This window comes from Pseudoalteromonas sp. HL-AS2, from assembly GCF_031198805.1.
GTDB lineage: Bacteria > Pseudomonadota > Gammaproteobacteria > Enterobacterales > Alteromonadaceae > Pseudoalteromonas > Pseudoalteromonas nigrifaciens.
The window spans coordinates 1,358,638-1,378,394 of record NZ_CP133571.1 but is presented as its reverse complement, the minus strand read 5'-3'; the positions used below and the strand labels follow the sequence as shown (position 1 = coordinate 1,378,394).

The following is a 19,757-nucleotide window of genomic DNA, read 5'->3' as shown; positions in this document are numbered from 1 at the left end:
TTTAAAAGTGCTCGATGACCCTAAGTGCAAAATCTGTACAACTTAAGGGCATCGAGTTATGAGGCTCAGATAGTAAATCAAACGTAACCTCTCCCGCCGCTAACGTGCGCTCTAAGGCATTTTCTATTAAATTAGCCGCCTCATGCCACTGCATAAACTTAAGCATTAATACCGCACTTAAAATGCTGCTGCTCGGATTCGCTTTATTTTGCCCAGCAATACGCGCAAATGTACCGTGCGTGGGTTCAAAAAATGCTACCTCATTATTTAAATTAGCCGCCGGCATTATGCCTACTCCACCTACTTGTGCGCTAAGCATATCTGCTAAAAAGTCACCATTTTGATTAGTCGTTGCAACTACATCAAATTGCTCTGGGTGCATTAAACACTGCTGTAACATGTTATCGGCTATAACTTCTTTAATTATAAGTGGTGGCTGCCCTTGTCGTGGAATATGTAACCAACGGCCGTTTTCATCATCAATGGCTTGGTATTCACGCTTAGCGAGTGCAAAGCCCCAGCGTTTAAATGCACCATCAGTAAATTTAAGCACATTACCTTTGTGCACTAAAGTCAGCGATTCGCTGTTATTTTTTAGCGCGTAATTAATTGCGTAACGTACTAGGCGCTCTGAGCCTTCTTTAGAAATGTTTTTAATGCCAATTCCGCATTCTTGGGTAAACCTTAAACGCGTAACCCCCATTTCTTCGCATAAAAAATCGAGTACTTTTTCGCTTTCAACACTACCAGCTTGCCACTCTATACCCGAGTAAACATCCTCACTGCTATCGCGCAACACAGTGATATTAGTTAAATAAGGATTTTTTAACGGCGATGGCAATGCACTAAAGCCTTTTATAGTGCGCATATTGACAAATAAATCCATTTCTTGTCTAAGTGCAACGTTAAGCGAGCGAAAACCACCACCTAAAGGAGTCGTTAATGGCCCCTTAATCGCTATTTTACATTCTCTTACTGCATTTATTGTTTCTTGTGGAAACCAATCACCATCATATAGTTTGGCTGCTTGCTCACCATTGTATACCTGCATCCAATGAATTTTTCGCTTTGCTTGGTAACAATGCGCTATCGCGCTATCAACCACTTTTCGCATTACAGGCATCACATCTTGGCCTACTCCATCACCATCAATGTAAGCAATAATAGGTTGCAACGGAATTTGCCATTGGCCATTTTTTGCTATTTTTATGCTTTGCCCCTGTTCGGGCACATTAATATGTTGATACTGCAAAGCTAACATCCATCAAAAGTACATTACCCTCGATTAAAGCATGTTAAATTAAGCGTGTCTGCAGTTGCTTTTTATAGCGACTATTACAGTAATGAATAGTCAGAACTTGCCATTTTATAGCTGTTAATAAATGAGTTTTTGAATTGGCGCAGCTTATAATAATTAAAACTGTAAAAAGTAATCTTAGTGGTTTTTATACGCACTTATTATTTGCAGCCGGGCATTTTTAGTGCGCTTCGCTATTCGCTGTTTTTATAACTTTATAAAAATATTGGTAACCATATTCACTAAAATTTTGTGACTGCTGATTCATAAAGCCATGCAGGTATAGTGTTTTTAAACAGCGCACATTGTTTTTGGCCGATAAATTAGTTATTAATTCATCTACATTAAAGTGCGGTTCAAACCCAGGGAAAATGAATTCACATGGATGAATAGCATCTATATTTAAATAATTACGTATTTGCGTAGGATAAAAAGCAATTACTTTTTTAAGATGTGTAGTTGTAGTGCGCGCTTGTGCCCGCCATGCAGCGCTAGCACCGGCACTAAATGCAATACAAATAGTGGGTTTGCTTAATTTATTAAAATATTCTTCGAGCTTGGCTGCATATTCGTCATGGCCACAGTGTTTAATAAATAACTTATAATATTCCTCTTCATTTTCAAGGGCTTGATGAACTCCATTATAGGGATCAACTATTTGGTTTTCAGCATTAAAGTGCTTAGCTAATTGCTGTAAACAAGGTGTTTTACCGTAAATATCGCTGATAACTAGGTATTGCATCATTTCCCTTTTAAGTTATTGATAGTGGCTGTCATAAATAATATAACAAAAAGCTTGCATATAAAATACAACTGGGTTACCTTCCCTCTCTGGTTTAAATAAACCACCGCGGTTAACCATTTACCCTGATCCAGTAAGCCCCGCAAAACGTATATTCAAAAGCTAAGTTATTGTACGGCGAGAACCCCTTAAATAATACCGAGATGATTTTATTATCATCGCAAAAGTGTCATAAAGATCGTCAACACTGTAATGAAGCTAAACACAACATCGTTAATTTATTAACTGCATATAGCTATAAAAAATAGCGCAGAATAAATAACAAGAATAAAGTGAGTTTTATTATGTCTTATAAATATAACGGGTCTATGATCCAAATTGCACATCCAGTGCAGTCAATTTCAGTAAACAAACATCGTGTAATTTTTAGTGATACACAAGGTTTAAAAAATGCATTGTTTCAAAAAGCAAGCGATGCGCGTCAATTTGTTAAATGGCTAAAAGCCAGTTAACCTACACTGATTATAATTTGCCTACTTATTAGCGCAATAATCAAAATTAAATGCCAGCCTTGTTGCTGGCATTTTACTTTTTATCACTTTATTAGCTACACTTAAGGTTAATAGAATAATAGTAGGTAAATTTTGTAATGCTCCGCGCATTTTTAGTTGTTTTTATACTTAGCTTATTCAGCTCACCAGTTATTGCTAACACCATTAACTGGTTAACGCATGACTTTGCACCCTACTACATTTTAAATGGAGAAAACAAACACCAAGGTCGCGACGAAAGCATTATTTCTTTACTCGAAAAACAACTCCCCAATATTACTTTTAATAGAATACTCATTCCTTCGGGCAGAGTTATCCAAGAACTCTCCAATACCTCAGCCAATACGTGTGCTTTGTCACTGTATAAAAATAGTTTTAGAGAAGAGCGCATTTACTTTACTGATGAAAGCTCTACTACTGGCCTTTCTCCTGCAGTAGCTATGCATATTAAGCTCAGTAGAGCACTTAAGCTACCTGCTGATAAAGCGGTGTCGTTAGCCTCTTTAATTACGGCTGATAAGTTAACTTTAGGTATTTCTATGAGCCGCTCTTACGGTAACGAAATAGACACACTTATTAATACCACACCCGATATAAATTTAATTATTAGACCTACCCGAGATAGCTTAGCAAGCCTTACTTATATGCTTAATTTAAAACGCATTGATTTGTTATTAGGTTACCCAAGCGAACACTACTATTTAGCTAAATCTATGAATTTTGATAAAAACCTAACACAGCGACCCCTTCTAGAGTCACCTGAGTTAAGTTATGGCTATATAGGTTGCACTAAAAACCAGCAAGGTGCCAAACACATTGCTTTGTTAAATGAACAACTAAAAATAATTAAACAAACCCAAGCTTATACGCAAATATTAATGCGCTGGTTACCTCCGCATTTAAAAATAAAGCTTAAAACACGCATAGCAGAAACAAAAAACGCCACATAATGTGGCGTTTTTATCGAAGTGCTTACTTCAGATATTACTGACGAATACCTTCAATAGATAAACCAATATCAACATGAGTTGATGCTGGGCCTAAATTGTAGTCAATGCCATAGTCAGCTAACTTAAGGCTAGTTTCGCCTTCAAAACCTACACGATGACCACCCCATGGATCTTTACCTTCGCCTACTTTATCTATTTCAAAGGTAATGGTTTTAGTAACGCCATGCAAAGTAAACTCACCCGTCACTTCACCAGAATCGTCGTCATCAAACTTTACGCTGGTACTTTTAAACGTTGCCGTTGGGTATTTACTAACATTTAAAAAATCTTTACCTCGTAAGTGCTTATCGCGCTCTGCATGGTTAGAATCTAAACTCGTGGTATCAATGTTTACCGTGATCTGTGATGCGTTTGGTGTTTTTGCATCATAACTAAATGTACCGTCAAAGGTATTAAAGCGACCATGTAACCAACTATAGCCTAAATGCTTTATTTTAAAATTTACAAACGCGTGTGCGCCTTGTGTATCAATCACATAATCAGCAGCGTTTACAGCACTTGCCGATAGCAGCATAGCGCCTGATACCGCGGTACTTAATAGTAGTTTTTTCATTGTAATCATCCTTTTATTGGTAAATACCCGTTAACATTAATAGCTAATCTGAGTTCAGATTAGCTATTTATTTTTAGCGTTAATTGGTTTAATCATTCGAATTAATGTTTTATCTTTATCTATAAAATGGTGTTTTAATGCACCTAGTGCATGCAGTACAGCAAAACCAATTAAAGTGCAGGCTGCGTAATAATGCACTTCCCCAGCAATATCGGCTTGTCCGTCAAATGTAAAGTTTATTGCTGGCACATTGAATAACGTAAACACTTCGATAGCTCGCCCATCTGCGGTAGAAATTAAATAGCCTGCTACAACAATAACCGCCAAAATAATGTACATAATAATATGGGCAGTGTGCGCTATTTGGTTCATTGTTTTGTTAGTACCCAGTGGCTTAGGTTGAGTCGAAAAAGAGCGCCATAAAATTCTAAACAAAAACACCGCAGCTAAAGTCAAACCTATGCTTTTATGCAAGTCTAATGAGCCTTTATACCAACTATCGTAGTAGGTAAGTTCTACCATGTACAAGCCAAGGCCAAATAAAGCAAAGATAGTTAATGCCATTAGCCAATGTAAAATAATCGCAATAAGCCCGTAAGATGCAGGCGAGTTTTTAAACATGTCTTTATTCCTTTATGTTATTACACCTACAATATCGCGCAAGAGCATAAATAGGAATAACATTTACAAACACTTTACGTGCATATACGCACAGAAGTATGTTTACGCAGCCAATTTTATTAACTAGTAGGTAATAAGTAGAGAATTATAAGACTTGCATGCGGAGCTTTTTAATAACTATTGTTAATTGTAATCGTTATTAAAAGAGGTTGTTTTTGAGTGCTTATTAATAACTATTGAGTCGATTTTTTACTGAGGCTCACATAAATAAGGCTATCTGATGTCACTTGCAGGCAGGTAATTAACCCTTCTTTTACCAGCTCAAGTATAGCGATAAAGCTAACCACTGCACCGCTTCGCCCTTCATTAACAGTAAAAAGTGCACTAAATGGTAAAGCCGATTGAGTATGTGATAACTGCTGCAATATTTGGCTCATGCGTTCACGGGTAGAAAGTACTTCGGCGCTAATTAAGTGATGTTCTAGTGTTTTAGCGCGCGCCATTATATCGCTCAGGGCAAAAAGTAAATCTTTAAGTTGCACTTCAGGAAGCTGCTCAGTGATATTTTCAGCCACCGGCATAGCAGCATGGGCTACAAAAATATCACGACCCACCCGCGGAATTTCGTCTAAGTTCTCGGCGGCTTTTTTAAATTGCTCGTATTCTTGCAAACGTTTAATAAGCTCTGCACGTGGATCTTCCTCTTCTTCTAGCTCTTTGTGTACGGGCAACAGTAAACGAGATTTTATTTGCGCCAATAAGGCTGCCATCACTAAATACTCGCCCGCAAGTTCGAGTTGAAACTCAGTCATCATTTCAACATAACTCATGTATTGCTCTGTAATACTAAAAATAGACAATTCGAGAACATCAAGCTTGTGTTTTTTTATTAAATACAGCAATAAATCGAGCGGGCCTTCAAACGTTTCTAAAATAATTTCCAGCGCATCTGGCGGAATATATAAATCAGACGGTTTATCGACCATGGCTTTACCATGTAAAAAAGCCAGTGGCAGCTTTTGCTGCACTGGCTTTTCAATGGGGGTGCTTATTGGTTTGGTGTTTTCTTCGTTCACTATTTTTTACTCAAACGGACTAGTATCACCACAGCCAACACGCAAAATTTGCACTTCATCTTCAGATAAATCAACCACTGTGGTTGCTTGCTCTGCTAAATAACCACCATGGATAATTAAATCTACGTGTTTATCTAATCGCTCAATAATTTCATCTGGATCTGACTCAGTGTATTCTTCACCTGGCAAAATAAGTGAACACGACATGAGTGGCTCGCCAAGTTCCTCTAGCAATGCACACGCAATAGGATGCGCTATAACGCGTATACCTATGGTTTTTTTCTTGTCGTTTAATAAACGTTTTGGTACTTCTTTAGTGCCTTTAAAAATAAAAGTATAAGGCCCGGGAGTATTGTTTTTTATTAATCTAAAGGTTTGATTATCTACGCGTGCATACGTAGAAAGCTCAGATAAATCGCGGCACACTAAGGTAAAGTTATGGTGTTTTTCTATGCCACGAATACGCTCAATACGCTCTTTTGCTTGTTTATTACCAATATTACACCCTATGGCGTACCCCGAATCTGTAGGGTAAACAACAACGCCGCCTTGCTTAATTATATCGGCAGCTTGTTGAATTAACCTTGATTGTGGATTCTCTGGATGAATATGAAATAGTTGACTCATGTTGCTGCTCCTTCTTGCTTTTCCCAAGCTTGCCAAACGCCGCGGCAATCCTTAGGTAAGTATAGATTTTTACCAAGCTCTAAGTAGCTTGTCGGAAAATGAAAATCAGACCCTTGTGAACACAACAAATCATACTCACGGCTCAACTCGCCTAAAAATTGACGATCACTTGGTGCTTGCTGAGGCTGAGCAACTTCCATTGCGTCTCCGCCAACAGATTTAAACTCAACCAATAATTTGCGTAGCCATTTATTAGACATTTGATAACTGCTAGGGTGAGCTAAAACCGCCACTCCACCAGCGGCATGAATCGCCTTAATAGCCGTTTGCATATCGCACCAACTACTTGGTACATAACCGGTTTTTCCGCGCCCTAAATATTTTTTAAATACCCCAGGAAAGTTTTTTGCAACACCGCGTGCTATTAAAGCGCGAGCAAAATGCGCGCGAGTAATTTGCGCATCTTTTGCAAGCTCTTTGGCTTGTTCGTAAATATCATCAAAGCCATTTTTAGCTAGGCGTGTACCTATTTCTAACGCGCGAGTTTCGCGTTTTTGCTGTTGCTCTAGCAATAAAGCCGTTAGGTCTGAATTTTCAGTATCAATATTTAACCCCACAATATGAATTTCAAAGCTTTCCCAGCGGGTTGATATTTCAACTCCGGTGATCAGCGATAATGGTAGGTTTTCGGTATCAATAATATGCTGAGCAGGCTTTATGGCCGCCACAGTATCGTGATCTGTAATAGCAAACACATCTATATTTTTATCAACAGCACGATGCAATAGCTCTGCAACGCTTAGCTGCCCATCGGAATGTGTTGTATGGCTATGTAAATCATATTTTATCAAAAGAAAACTACTTAAAATTAAGTGTGGAAAGTATCGGTAATTAGTATAACAAGTTTTTTAACTAAATTGTTTTTAAATAAACACTTGACATCAAAGCATATGATACGTTTTACTGTAGCCACTTAAAGACACTATAAGCATTAACAATAATGAACAATTCTACTTTAAACACTATTTGGTGGTGGCACTCGTAATTTCCGGGTGATGAATTGTCGTGTCTAACAAATATTCAAAACCCGCAACTGTGCGGGTTTTTTTATCACTAAATTTTATAATTATTATTTAAACGTATCTTTTTAACCAGTAACGACTGGAAAAAATAAAAAGCATTAGAGGCTAAAAAACATGAATAACAATCTTACTCTTACACATCGTTGGTGGCGCTTAATTTAGCGGGACGGTAATGATCTGTTTGTAATTTAGATATCGTTATTTAAACCCCGCATTGCACAGCATTGCGGGGTTTTATTTTTTTGAGGGAATGAGGTTTGATTTTTAGTCACATAACTACCACACCAGGTGAAGTAACCAGCATTACGCAAGTACGCGACTATATTAGTAGCCCGCTTGCACTATATAGCGCACTTGATAAGCCAAATTCGCTACTGCTTGAGTCGGCCGAAATTGAGTCTAAAGACAGTGTTAAAAGTTTAATTTTAGTTGATTGCGCACTGCGTATTGTATGCCAGGGTAAAACCGTAACTATTACAGCGCAATCAAATAATGGGCAACAGCTACTAAGCTATTTACAAGCCAATGTAAAAAGCTGCGAAGCCACTCTAAACGAGACAACATTAACGCTTGCGTACTTAAGCTCAAACAATGATATTGACGAAGCGAGTAAGTTGGTTGCCGATAATGCATTCAGTGCACTGCGCACCTGTATTAACAGTATTAAAAGCACCACCAACAATCCTTTTTCGGTTTTTTTAGGCGGTGTATTTGCCTACGATATGGTAGCCAATTTTGAACAGTTAAGTGATGTGCCAGACGGCGAAAACACCTGCCCTGATTACGTATTTTATTTAGCCGAAACACTAGTGGTAATTGATCATCAAAAACAAACCACAGAACTTATTGGTAATGTATTTAATGGCCCCGACGTACATGCAAACTGCTTTGAAGTAGGTAAAGAGTTAGAGCGCTTAAATACCTTATGCGATAACGCTGCACAATTTAGCGCCAAGATGCAAAGCGGTGAATGCGATGTTGCTATTGATATAAGCGACGAAACTTACTGCGAACAAGTAATTAAGCTTAAAAAGAATATTGTAGATGGCGATATATTTCAGGTTGTGCCTTCGCGTACTTTCTCGCTGCCTTGCCCCGACCCACTTCATGCTTACAGCAAACTTAAACAGCAAAATCCCAGCCCGTATATGTTTTATATGCGCGACGAAGACTTTGCTTTATTTGGTGCATCACCCGAGTCAGCACTTAAATACACTGTGGCATCAAAACAGGTCGAAGTGTATCCAATTGCAGGTACTCGAGCGCGTGGCAAATTTGCGAATGGTCAAATAAATCTAGACTTAGATAGCCGCATCGAGCTTGAGCTGAGAAACGATCAAAAAGAGCGCGCTGAGCATTTAATGCTAGTTGATTTAGCCCGTAACGATGTTGCCCGTATTAGCGTAGCCGGTACGCGCTTTGCAAAAGAGCTATTAAAAGTAGACCGCTACTCTCAAGTAATGCATTTAGTGTCGCGCGTTGTCGGCACGCTAAAGCCAGAGCTTGATGCACTACACGCATACCAAGCATGTATGAACATGGGAACCTTAGTTGGTGCACCAAAAGTACGCGCTGCAGAACTTGTGCGCCAAACCGAAGGTAAACGCCGTGGTAGCTACGGTGGCGCTGTAGGTTATTTAACCGGTGATGGCGCTATGGATACCTGCATTGTTATTCGCTCAGCTTTTGTAAAAAATAATATTGCTTACGTGCAAGCCGGAGCCGGAGTGGTATTTGACTCAGATCCGCAGTCAGAAGCAAACGAAACCCGTGCTAAAGCACAAGCGGTTATTACCGCTATTAAATCTACTTTCGAGGCGGGTTAACATGAGCCAGCAACACCCAATTAAAATTTACTTTTTAGATAACTTTGACTCGTTTACCTATAACTTAGTTGACGAGCTAACTATGCTTGGCTGTGAACTGGTTGTTTACAGAAACAATATTAGCGCTGAGGTTATTTTTAATAAAATGCGCCAAGAACAAGGCCAAGTGCTATTAGTACTTTCCCCAGGCCCTGGCACACCAAGTAATGCAGGCTGCTTAATGGATTTAATAGCGCTTACCAAAGGTCACTTCCCTATGCTGGGTATTTGTTTAGGCCAGCAAGCTTTAACCCAAAGTTATGGCGGCGTAATTGGCCATGCTGGGGAAACCGTACACGGCAAATCGTCAATAATTGATTTAGGTGAACACCCAGTATTTAACGGTATGGGCAGCACTATGCCCGTAGCGCGTTATCACTCTTTAATGGCCACTAAAGTGCCTGATAATATTGCAGTAATTGCCCAATACCAAGATATTCCTATGGCTATTTATCATCATGATGACAATGTTTTAGGGTATCAGTTTCATCCTGAGTCTATTTTAACCCCAAACGGCGCGCAGCTATTACAGCAAAGCATTGCCTACTTAACCGCTAGCCAATAAAGGAGAACATTATGAGTATACAAACCAAGCAAAACATTAATGTTCTCAGTGCTAATATGCACAATGCGAGCATTCAAACTGCAATTGAGCAACTGATAAGCAACCAATCATTAAGCTACACGCAATCTAAAGCGCTGTTTGATGAAATAATGCAAGGTAACATGAGTGATATTGAGCTTAGCGCACTGCTTATAGCGTTAAAATCAAAAGGCGAAATCAGCGATGAAATAGCTGGCGCTGCGGCGTCTATGCGAGAAAATGCGCTCGCCTTTAATACTACCCGTAACCAACTTGCTGATTGCTGCGGCACCGGTGGCGATGGCTCTAATACAATTAATATTAGCACTACCGCTGCTATTGTTGCAGCCGCGGCAGGTATTAATATGGTAAAACACGGTAATCGCAGTGTCTCGAGTAACTCAGGCTCTGCCGATTTGCTCAAAGCATTGGGCATCAATATTGAAATGACGCCAGCACAAGCGGCAAATTGCTTAGAACAAACAGGCTTTACTTTTTTGTTTGCACCTCAGTACCACCCAGGCGTACGCCACGCAATGGGAGTTCGCACTGCCCTTAAAACACGCACTATTTTTAATATTTTAGGGCCTTTGGTAAATCCAGCGGCGCCTGAAGTACAGTTACTCGGGGTATACAACCCCAATTTATGCCTACCTATGGCACAAACATTAAGAACCCTAGGCACCAAGCGCGCAATGATAGTACATGGCTCTGGCACCGACGAAATTGCTCTGCACGGCCCAACTACTGTGGTTGAGTTAAATAATGGCAACATTAGCGAGTATACGCTTAACCCAAGTGACTTTGACCTTGCAAACTATTCACTTGAACAACTAACCGGTGAAGGCCCACAATACAACGCTAATGTCTCTCTTGCTATTTTGCAAGGTAAGGGTGATGAAGCGCATAATGCCGCTATTATTGTTAATGTGGCCGCACTGTTATACCTAAGTGGTAAAGCGCAATCGCTAAAAGACGGCGCACAACAAGTACACACGTTATTAAGTTCAGGGCAAGCCATGAACACACTAAATGCAATTATTGAGGTAAGTAATGGCTAATGTATTAGACAAAATTGTTGCTGATAAAAAATTAGAACTAATTGAGCGCAAAGCCGCTCGCCCACTAGATAGCTTTAAGCACATTGCGGTGCCAACAACTCGCAGCTTTTATAAAGCACTTGCAGCCCCTGGCATTCAGTTTATTTTAGAATGTAAAAAAGCATCGCCGTCTAAAGGGCTTATTAGAGAACCTTTTAATTTAACAGAAATAACCTCGGTTTATAAAAAGTATGCCAGCTGTATGAGCGTGCTAACCGACACCAAGTATTTTCAAGGTAGCTTTGATTACTTAGAGTTTGTACGTAGCCAAGTAGAGCAACCTCTTATTTGCAAAGATTTTTTTATAGACGAGTATCAAGTATATATGGCGCGTATTTATGGCGGCGACGCTATATTATTAATGCTCTCAGTACTTGACGATGAAAGCTATAAAGCATTGCATAGCGTTGCTGACTCGTTAAATATGTCGGTGCTAACTGAGGTAAGTAACGAAGCAGAAGTACACCGTGCGCTTGCCCTTAATGCTAAAATAATTGGCATTAACAACAGAGACTTACGCGATTTAAGTACAGATTTAGCCGCCACCGAAAAGCTACGTAAACTTATTCCGGCTAATAAAGTCGTTATTTCGGAGTCGGGTATTTACACCCACCAAGACGTAAAACGATTAGCGCCACTTTGCGATGGCTTTTTAATTGGCAGCTCACTTATGAGCGAACGCGATTTAGAACAAGCCTGCAAAAGAGTTATATTAGGCGATAACAAAGTATGTGGCTTAACGCGCAGCCAAGATGCGCTTGCAGCGTATGAAAGTGGCGCCGTATATGGCGGGTTAATTTTTCATCCTAAGTCGCCTCGTTATGTCGACTTAGACTGCGCCATAGAGCTTAGCCAAAGTGCACCGCTTAACTTTGTTGGGGTATTTGTAGATGCGCCTATAGAGCAAGTAGCCCAGTACGCAAGTGTGTTAAAATTGGCGGCTGTGCAATTACACGGTCAAGAAAGTGACGATTACATTACCACCTTGCGTACACAACTACCTAGCGACTGCGAAATTTGGAAAGCACAGGCAATAAAAGATGCATTGCCGACTCCAGTACATGGTGTTGATCGCATTTTGTACGACACCCACAGCAACACCCAAGCTGGCGGTACAGGTAAAACATTTGATTGGTCGGTGCTACGTGATGCCACCACCCCCTTTATGCTTGCTGGAGGCTTAAATCCTGAGAACATTAAAGAGGCACTTTTTCAAGGCGCCTTAGGGCTAGACCTTAATTCTGGAGTGGAACAGTCTCCGGGTAAAAAGTGCCCTAACAAGTTACAAAACGCATTTACAAGTATTAGAAATTATTGAGGTTAAAATGAAAAATCCAGCTTATTTTGGCGAGTTTGGCGGTATGTTTGTACCCGAGCTACTTGTCCCTGCGCTTAAGCAGTTAGAAAACGAATTTAACAAAGCACAAAAAGATCCACAGTTTCAGGCTGAGCTTTCAAAATTACTTAACGAGTATGCGGGTCGCCCTACACCACTTACTTTAACGCGTAATTTAATTAAAAACCCAAAGGTTAAACTGTATTTAAAGCGTGAAGATTTACTGCACGGTGGCGCGCACAAAACTAACCAAGTACTTGGCCAAGCGTTATTAACTAAACGTATGGGTAAAACAGAGGTTATTGCCGAAACAGGTGCAGGCCAACATGGTGTTGCTACAGCACTTGCTTGTGCTCTGCTGGGTTTAAAATGCCGTATTTACATGGGTGCAAAAGACGTTGAACGTCAACAACCAAACGTATTTAGAATGGAGCTAATGGGCGCGACTGTGATTCCGGTAACAGCGGGTTCAGGCACATTAAAAGATGCTGTAAACGAAGCACTACGTGACTGGTCAGCAAATTATCAAGATGCGCACTACCTACTTGGTACTGCAGCGGGCCCACACCCATTCCCAACTATTGTGCGTGAATACCAAAAAATTATTGGTGAAGAAGCAAAACAACAAGTGCTAAAAGCTGAAGGTCGCCTACCTGATGCCGTTATTGCCTGTGTTGGCGGCGGTTCTAATGCCATTGGTATGTTTAGTGATTTTATTAACGAGCCAAGTGTAAAGCTCATTGGTGTTGAGCCTGCTGGTAAAGGTTTAGATACACACGAGCACGGTGCTACTATTTGTAAAGGTACTAAAGGTATATTGCACGGTACTTACACCTATATTATGCAAAATGACGACGGCCAAATAGAAGAGTCGTATTCTGTATCTGCCGGCCTTGATTACCCAGCTGTTGGGCCGCAACATGCATTTTTACACGAAACAGGTCGTGCACAATATGTAGCCATTACCGACACCGAAGCACTAGACGCTTTTCAGTCGCTTGCCAAAAATGAAGGTATTATTCCGGCGCTCGAATCTAGCCACGCCCTCGCTTATGCACTTAAATATGCAGAAGCGCTAACTGATGAAAGCATTATAGTGGTTAATTTAAGTGGCCGAGGCGATAAAGACTTAGCCCACGTTCACAATGTATTGTCGCAAGGAGGTCAAATATGAGCCAAGTAAAAACAGATCGCTACGGTAAAATGTTTGCAGCCCTAAATGAGCAAAAACACGGGGCATTTGTACCCTTTGTAACTATTGGCGACCCCGGTAAAGAGCAAAGTATTGCTATTATTAAAAGTTTAATTGATGGCGGCGCTGATGCCCTAGAGTTAGGTATTCCGTTTTCAGATCCAATTGCTGATGGACCAGTCATTCAAAAAGCAAATATTCGCGCCCTTAATGTACACATTAACACCCAAGACTGCTTTGATATTATTAAACAAATACGCCAGTACAATGCAGATATTCCAATTGGTTTATTACTGTATTCAAACTTAGTTTTTAAGCGCGGTATAGACACCTTTTATAAAAATGCTAAAGCCGCCGGCGTAGACTCTATTTTAGTGGCCGATGTGCCACTGCATGAGTCAAAAACATTTAGAAAGGCAGCCATGGCAAACGGTGTAGACCCTATCTTTATTGCCACCCCTAATGCTGATGACGACACGCTTCGTGCATGCGCATCGTATGGCAGAGGTTACACTTATTTACTGTCGCGTGCGGGAGTTACCGGCACTGACGAAAAAGCGCAAATGCCAGCGGGCAACATTGTAACTAAATTAAAAGAATACCATAGCGCACCAGCACTATTAGGTTTTGGTATTTCAACGCCTGATGATGTAAAAGCCGCATTAAATGCCGGTGCTGCGGGGGCTATTTCGGGCTCGGCAGTGGTTAAAATTATCGAAGCAAACCTTGATGATTTACCCACCATGACCACACAATTAAAAGCCTTTGTAACTAAAATGAAAGCTGCTACAGCGCTTTAATAAACTACAACGGAAATTAAAAAAGGGCATTTTTAAAATGCCCTTTTTTGTTTTTATAAATAAAGTGTTTAATGGAGAATAAAATTAAAGAACATCTTTTAACGTTTTAGAAGCCTTAAACACCGCTTTATTAGCCCCTTCAATTTCAATACTAGCACCGGTTTGTGGATTACGCCCAGTGCGTGCTGGGTAATAGCTTAATGCAAAAGTACCAAAACCGTTTATTTGAACTTGATCCCCTTCTGCTAGCGACTTAGTAATTACTTTTTGTAAACTGGTAAGTGCTGCTTGTGCGTCTTTTTTAGTTAACTCACTTTTTTGAGCCATAGCGGTAACTAGTTGTGCTTTATTCATTGAATGCTCCTAAATACACGCATAATGAAATTAATTAAGCGTGGGAATTTAACCATAATATAAAATAAAGTCAGGGAGGCTAAGGCTTACAAGGACGCAAGTCAACCCTGCAGCGTTAATACAATTAATATTAGCTGTACATTTATATCAGACATAAAAAAGCCGCGAAATACGCGGCTTAATTAATATTAATCAGTTTTTAAAAACCAAATAATTTCAATCCAAAAAACTTAGTTGCAACTGTGTTTATAAATATAGTCGCTAAAATAATTGGAATAAACGTTGAAAGCGAAAAGTTAACATATTTTTCCATAAAGCTGCCTGCATAATTAGGCGAGCCTATGCTCAACTCTTTACTTAAATTTGCTTTTTTCCAGCGGTACATTACAAATAAACACACCATTAAACCGTTAAGCGGTAAAATGGTGTCGTAAAATACATCGTAAACTACATCAAAAAAGCTTTTACTTTCACCGCCGTAACCAGTAAACGACGTTAAGCTATCTACCATACCAAACGACATAGTACATAAGATTGTAAGTACGCCTGTGGCTAAGGTTAAAATACCCAATGCTTTTTTACGGCTTATGCCTTTGCGATCGCTTAATGTTGCTGTAGGTACTTCTACAATAGAAACGAGTGATGTAATTGCAGCAAAAAATACTAATAAAAAGAATAAGAATGCCACTGCCGATGCACCAAAGTAACCAATATCATGTTGCAGTGCTAACAATATTTTAGGAAGGTATACAAATATCATCGATACTGATGAATCAGAAAGCGTTGCTGGGTCTGTATTTGGATCAAAGCTAAAAATAGCCGGTAACACCATTAAACCTGCAACAAACGCAACTAATGAGTCGGTAATCGCAACCATTTTTGCACTGCCTACAATGTCGTCCTTTTTAGATATATAAGACGCATACGTCATTAAAATACCCATACCAAGCGATAATGAGAAAAATGCTTGCGCTAACGCACCATTTAACACACTGGCATTCATTTTAGAAAAATCTGGAATAATATAATACTTAACACCTGCCATCGCGTTATCTAGCGTTAATACATAACCCACTAACACAATTAACATGACGAATAATGCCGGCATTAAAAATTTAGCCGCTTTTTCTATTCCTTGCTTTACGCCACCTAACAAAATTAAGTTAACAACAAGTACCACAGCTGCCATATAAGCAAATACTGTGTAGCTATTAATAAACAACCCAAAGTGTCCAGGGTTTGCCAACGAATCTAAATTACCAAGTGCGGTTTGCGTTAAATAGCCAAAAATCCATACGGTAATAACCATATAAAAAACCGCTATCATAAAAGGAGTAAATACAGCTAAAAAGCCAGCCAACTTCCATTTTGTGTCATTGTTACCCAATATTTTGTATGAACCTAGGGGATCTTTTTGCGCTTTACGGCCCATGGCCATTTCAGCCATCATTACGGGTAAACAAATAAATGCGACAAACAAGGCATAGACGAGCAAAAATGCGCCACCACCGTTTTTTGTTGCAGAAACAGGAAAGCCCACTAAATTACCAATGCCCACAGCAGAGCCCGCCGCTGCTAATATAAACCCTAGGCGGGAGCTAAAATGCTCTCTATTTTCACTCATGTATAAACCTTGTTATTATTTATCTTATCCATGGGACTCTAACAGTGTTACACAGCGCTTTTCAAGCAATTACACAGTAAAAAAATATTCTCACTGTAAACAAAGCTGTAAACACTTTTAATTCACCATTTTTCAACGCTATGCTAGTATACACTTAACTAAATTTAACAAATTTTATGAGATTCTTTATGTTGTACATGATTTATTCAATCGATGTTGAAAACAGCTTAGCACTGCGTAAAGAGGCCCGACCAGCGCACCTTGCACGCTTAAGTGAACTTGATTCGCAAAACCGTTTACTGACTGCAGGCCCGCTTCCGGCTATCGATAATGAAGACCCAAGTGATGCAGGTTTTACCGGTTCACTAGTAATTGCTCAGTTTGACTCTTTAGAGGCCGCCCGAGAATGGGCAGCAGCCGACCCTTATGTTGCGGCTGGCGTATATGAAAACTCAATTGTTAAACCATATAAAAAAGTATTCCCTGCTTAATAACGCATGTACTTAACCTTGAATGATCTCACTATAAAATTCAGGGTTTGTTCACTCGTTAATTATTAAACTGTTGCCGTAAAATTCTTATTAAGTATTTAATTGAATTTTGGTAACTCAGTTTATTAAACTGAGTAGGTCTGATCTAGGAGTCCCGTCATGCGCGTATTATTAATCCTCAACTTTTTCGCTTGTATTTGTTTTGCTAATACGCTGCAAGCTAATACAATAACCAAGGTTAATAGCGTTGAGATAAGCAAAAAGAAAGCGGTAGTACTTGCAAAAGAAACCACTGACGGTACGACATTAAAAATTACCGAAAAAATAAATTTTTATACTGTACGAATTTTAAAATCTGACGGCCACGTCGTAGATTTAAAAATAAATAAAAAAACTGGCGAAGTGAAAAAGGATTGATTGATGCGAATTTTAGTTATAGAAGATGATTTACACTTAGCAGATAACCTGCGTAATGCTCTAGAAAAAGAACGTTACAGCGTAGATTTATGCCACGATGGTGAAGCGGGTCTTTTTCATATCACTGAGTACCCTTTAGACATGGCTGTGGTTGACTTAGGTTTACCTAAAATAGACGGGATTGAGCTTATTAATAAAGCCCGTGCCCAAGGCATTACCATTCCTATTTTAATACTAACAGCGCGCGATCGTTGGCAAGACAAAGTAGAAGGCTTAGATGCCGGTGCAGATGACTACCTAACAAAACCATTTCATGTTGAGGAGCTAATTGCCCGTTGTAATGCACTAATTCGCCGCAGCGCAGGTAAAGCAAACCCAGAAATGACAGCAGGACCAATTAAAATTCATACTCGCTCGCAGCAAGTGTGGGTTGACGATAAAGAGTTAAGCTTAACTGCATACGAATACAAAGTACTAGAATACCTCATGGTTAATCCGCAAAAGGTAATTTCTAAATCAGAGCTTACTGAGCATATTTACGACCAAGACTTTGACCTTGATTCGAACGTAATTGAAGTATTTGTACTGCGTTTACGTAAAAAATTAGATCCTGATGGCGTACTAAATCCTGTAGAAACACTACGAGGACGCGGCTACAGGCTTAAAAGCCAGTGGTAGCACCGCAAATATCGTTAAAAATAAGGCAAGGATTTATCCTTGTCTTTGTTTTGTTAGTCGCCCTGCCTATTTTGTTTTACTCTATAGGCACCGCTTATTATGCCTCTTTGGTTGATGCAACAGAAAAAAACCTCGAAGCCCATCTGTACTCCCTAATTTCTGAAGTCGACTTTACAGAGCGCGGCATTATTATGCCCAGCACTATTTTAACCCCCGAGCTTAATAATTTAAATTCAGACACCTACGCAATGATATACCGCGATGATGTACCTATTTGGTATTCTGAGTCGGCGGTGAATGTTAATTTTACGCCAGAATATATTGAGCCCAAAGCCGGCGCCGCTGACTTTAGGCGTGTGGAGTATAATAACACCAGCTATTGGCAATTAAGCTTAACCGTTATTCTCAATAATATTGATCAGTCTGAGCAAGCACGCTTTATTTTACTCAAACGTAACGACGCGTTAGTAAAGCTTATGGATGGCTTTAAACAAACGCTGGTTGACTGGATGTTTATAATGGGAATAGCAATTGCTGGGTTAATGGCAATTGGTTTTATTTGGAGTGCCCGCCCACTACAGCGCCTAGATAAAGAAATTAAAGCGATAGAGTCTGGCGATATACAAGAAATAAAAGGCTTGTACCCAGTAGAGTTACAAACAATAAAAGCTGATTTAAACTTATTACTTGAGTCGCAACAACGCCAAAAAGAGCGCTACAGAGCGTCATTAAGCGACTTAGCCCACGCACTTAAAACACCATTGGCAGTACTAAAGTCGAGTCCATTGGCAAATGATGCCGATGCACAAGAACAACTAGATCGCATCAATGTGATGATCGAGCATCAATTAAAGCGTGCTGCTACAGGTGCTTCCGACACTTGGAAAAAACAAACCGTTATTAAACCTGTTTTAGACTCTATTTTAAGTGCTATGGGTAAAGTATACCGCGATAAAGATATTATTTTTGACTGTAAAGTAGGTAAAAAAGATTACTTTTTAGGTGATAAAACCGACCTAATGGAATTACTTGGTAATTTAATTGATAACGCCTGTAAAGCATGTCGCTCGCAAGTAACCATTAAAGTAGCGCAAGGTAAAACCCTGTGTATTAGTATTAGCGACGACGGCCCAGGTGTACCACAAGACAAACGCGAATCTCTGCTTACCAGAGGCACACGCTTAGATACCTACGAAAGTGGCCATGGTGTGGGTATGGCAATCGTATCTGACTTAGTTAAGTCGTATCGTGGCTTACTCACCATTTCTAAGTCTGAGCAATTAGGCGGGGCCAAGTTTATGCTAGAGTTTAATTACCATGAAAAAAAGTAACTCTATAATTTATTTATTAAGCTTAACTTTATTATTTTTTAGCTCGGTAAGCTTTGCCCAGCAAACATGTAAATTACCTGCTCAAGCAACACCAGAGGTTACTAAGCGTTACATTCAGTGCCTTGATGATCAATTAAATACAGCTAAACAACTGCAAAACACTTGGATCCAAAAGCGCAAATTTGAGTTAAACAAATTAGAATTTGAAACTGGCAATACGCAAATTTTACAGCTGTTTATAAAAAGCATTGCCAGTAACGAAAATTATATTAAGCATAGTTGCCAATGGCGCTACTCATTAAAGTTGCCTAATGCTTTAACTGCTGCAATAACCTATAAAACCTGCGAGTTATCACTAGTAGAGCAATTTACTTTAGACTTAAAGCGGCCTCTTTAATATTCAAAATAAGTGCTGCGCTATTGATAT

General features: G+C 39.6%; 22 protein-coding genes. 13 read left to right on the top strand and 9 right to left on the bottom strand.

Features of this window, described 5'->3' with window-relative positions; genetic code table 11:
* Position 1: 1 nt before the first annotated feature.
* Positions 2-1,252, bottom strand: a complete 1,251-nt coding sequence (gene icd / locus RB215_RS06585) for an NADP-dependent isocitrate dehydrogenase (RefSeq protein ID WP_041454683.1) — start codon at positions 1,250-1,252, stop codon at positions 2-4.
* 226 nt (positions 1,253-1,478) lie between these two features.
* Positions 1,479-2,042 carry a hypothetical protein gene (locus tag RB215_RS06580; protein WP_375144250.1) on the bottom strand — a complete coding sequence of 188 codons (564 nt, stop codon included), beginning with the start codon at positions 2,040-2,042 and terminating at the stop codon, positions 1,479-1,481.
* A gap of 341 nt (positions 2,043-2,383) precedes the next feature.
* Here RB215_RS06580 and RB215_RS06575 point away from each other — a divergent pair, with 341 nt between their 5' ends.
* Together RB215_RS06575 and RB215_RS06570 are read left to right on the top strand one after the other, a co-directional pair.
* Positions 2,384-2,551, top strand: a complete 168-nt coding sequence (locus tag RB215_RS06575) for a hypothetical protein (protein ID WP_007375427.1) — start codon at positions 2,384-2,386, stop codon at positions 2,549-2,551.
* A gap of 137 nt (positions 2,552-2,688) precedes the next feature.
* On the top strand, positions 2,689-3,540 hold the full coding sequence (locus RB215_RS06570) for a transporter substrate-binding domain-containing protein (RefSeq protein ID WP_011327981.1): 852 nt from the start codon (positions 2,689-2,691) through the stop codon (positions 3,538-3,540).
* A 34-nt stretch (positions 3,541-3,574) separates the two neighbouring features.
* Here RB215_RS06570 and RB215_RS06565 read toward each other — a convergent pair whose 3' ends face one another.
* The 5 genes from RB215_RS06565 to RB215_RS06545 all read right to left on the bottom strand — a co-directional run bounded on the left by RB215_RS06565 (position 3,575) and on the right by RB215_RS06545 (position 7,328).
* Positions 3,575-4,153, bottom strand: coding sequence for a YceI family protein (locus RB215_RS06565; RefSeq protein WP_011327980.1), 579 nt, complete (start codon positions 4,151-4,153; stop codon positions 3,575-3,577).
* A gap of 63 nt (positions 4,154-4,216) precedes the next feature.
* Positions 4,217-4,774: a cytochrome b gene (locus RB215_RS06560; protein WP_309217050.1), complete on the bottom strand. Its 558-nt coding sequence runs from the start codon at positions 4,772-4,774 to the stop codon at positions 4,217-4,219.
* A gap of 233 nt (positions 4,775-5,007) precedes the next feature.
* The gene (locus tag RB215_RS06555) at positions 5,008-5,760 is read right to left on the bottom strand and encodes a ScpA family protein (RefSeq protein WP_089368950.1); all 753 of its coding nucleotides are present in this window, start codon (positions 5,758-5,760) and stop codon (positions 5,008-5,010) included.
* Positions 5,761-5,856: 96 nt separating this feature from the next.
* A complete protein-coding gene (locus tag RB215_RS06550) occupies positions 5,857-6,477 on the bottom strand; it encodes an L-threonylcarbamoyladenylate synthase (protein ID WP_011327977.1) in 621 nt (206 codons plus the stop codon).
* The gene (locus RB215_RS06545) at positions 6,474-7,328 is read right to left on the bottom strand and encodes a PHP domain-containing protein (protein WP_182683269.1); all 855 of its coding nucleotides are present in this window, start codon (positions 7,326-7,328) and stop codon (positions 6,474-6,476) included. The genes RB215_RS06550 and RB215_RS06545 overlap by 4 nt, the downstream gene beginning before the upstream one ends.
* Positions 7,329-7,816: 488 nt before the next feature.
* Between RB215_RS06545 and RB215_RS06540 the strand changes: the two genes are divergently transcribed.
* The 6 genes from RB215_RS06540 to trpA are packed head-to-tail and all read left to right on the top strand — an operon-like array spanning position 7,817 to position 14,435.
* A complete protein-coding gene (locus RB215_RS06540; RefSeq protein ID WP_182683268.1) occupies positions 7,817-9,385 on the top strand; it encodes an anthranilate synthase component 1 in 1,569 nt (522 codons plus the stop codon).
* A gap of 1 nt (position 9,386) precedes the next feature.
* The gene (locus RB215_RS06535) at positions 9,387-9,989 is read left to right on the top strand and encodes an aminodeoxychorismate/anthranilate synthase component II (protein ID WP_041454404.1); all 603 of its coding nucleotides are present in this window, start codon (positions 9,387-9,389) and stop codon (positions 9,987-9,989) included.
* A gap of 11 nt (positions 9,990-10,000) precedes the next feature.
* Positions 10,001-11,068, top strand: a complete 1,068-nt coding sequence (gene trpD / locus RB215_RS06530; RefSeq protein WP_089368172.1) for an anthranilate phosphoribosyltransferase — start codon at positions 10,001-10,003, stop codon at positions 11,066-11,068.
* Positions 11,061-12,425, top strand: a complete 1,365-nt coding sequence (gene trpCF / locus RB215_RS06525) for a bifunctional indole-3-glycerol-phosphate synthase TrpC/phosphoribosylanthranilate isomerase TrpF (protein WP_309217047.1) — start codon at positions 11,061-11,063, stop codon at positions 12,423-12,425. Before trpD ends, trpCF begins: the two co-directional genes overlap by 8 nt.
* Before the next feature lie 7 nt (positions 12,426-12,432).
* Positions 12,433-13,617 (top strand): tryptophan synthase subunit beta, encoded by a 1,185-nt coding sequence (trpB, locus tag RB215_RS06520; RefSeq protein ID WP_011327971.1) that lies wholly within the window; start codon positions 12,433-12,435, stop codon positions 13,615-13,617.
* Positions 13,614-14,435, top strand: a complete 822-nt coding sequence (gene trpA, locus RB215_RS06515) for a tryptophan synthase subunit alpha (protein WP_309217046.1) — start codon at positions 13,614-13,616, stop codon at positions 14,433-14,435. The genes trpB and trpA overlap by 4 nt, the downstream gene beginning before the upstream one ends.
* Before the next feature lie 84 nt (positions 14,436-14,519).
* Here trpA and RB215_RS06510 read toward each other — a convergent pair whose 3' ends face one another.
* Positions 14,520-14,789, bottom strand: a complete 270-nt coding sequence (locus RB215_RS06510; protein WP_089368169.1) for an HU family DNA-binding protein — start codon at positions 14,787-14,789, stop codon at positions 14,520-14,522.
* A 199-nt stretch (positions 14,790-14,988) separates the two neighbouring features.
* Complete coding sequence (locus tag RB215_RS06505; RefSeq protein WP_011327968.1) at positions 14,989-16,413, bottom strand: sodium-dependent transporter; 1,425 nt, start codon at positions 16,411-16,413, stop codon at positions 14,989-14,991.
* A gap of 188 nt (positions 16,414-16,601) precedes the next feature.
* Between RB215_RS06505 and RB215_RS06500 the strand changes: the two genes are divergently transcribed.
* From RB215_RS06500 to RB215_RS06480, 5 genes are all read left to right on the top strand, one after another.
* Entirely contained in the window at positions 16,602-16,904 is a 303-nt protein-coding gene (locus RB215_RS06500) for a YciI family protein (RefSeq protein ID WP_058373227.1), read from the top strand.
* A gap of 159 nt (positions 16,905-17,063) precedes the next feature.
* A complete protein-coding gene (locus RB215_RS06495; protein ID WP_011327966.1) occupies positions 17,064-17,321 on the top strand; it encodes a PepSY domain-containing protein in 258 nt (85 codons plus the stop codon).
* Positions 17,322-17,324: 3 nt separating this feature from the next.
* Positions 17,325-17,999, top strand: a complete 675-nt coding sequence (locus tag RB215_RS06490; RefSeq protein ID WP_002959806.1) for a response regulator transcription factor — start codon at positions 17,325-17,327, stop codon at positions 17,997-17,999.
* The gene (locus RB215_RS06485) at positions 17,993-19,330 is read left to right on the top strand and encodes an ATP-binding protein (protein ID WP_011327965.1); all 1,338 of its coding nucleotides are present in this window, start codon (positions 17,993-17,995) and stop codon (positions 19,328-19,330) included. The genes RB215_RS06490 and RB215_RS06485 overlap by 7 nt, the downstream gene beginning before the upstream one ends.
* Positions 19,317-19,727, top strand: a complete 411-nt coding sequence (locus RB215_RS06480) for a hypothetical protein (protein WP_182677070.1) — start codon at positions 19,317-19,319, stop codon at positions 19,725-19,727. The genes RB215_RS06485 and RB215_RS06480 overlap by 14 nt, the downstream gene beginning before the upstream one ends.
* Positions 19,728-19,757: the final 30 nt, after the last annotated feature.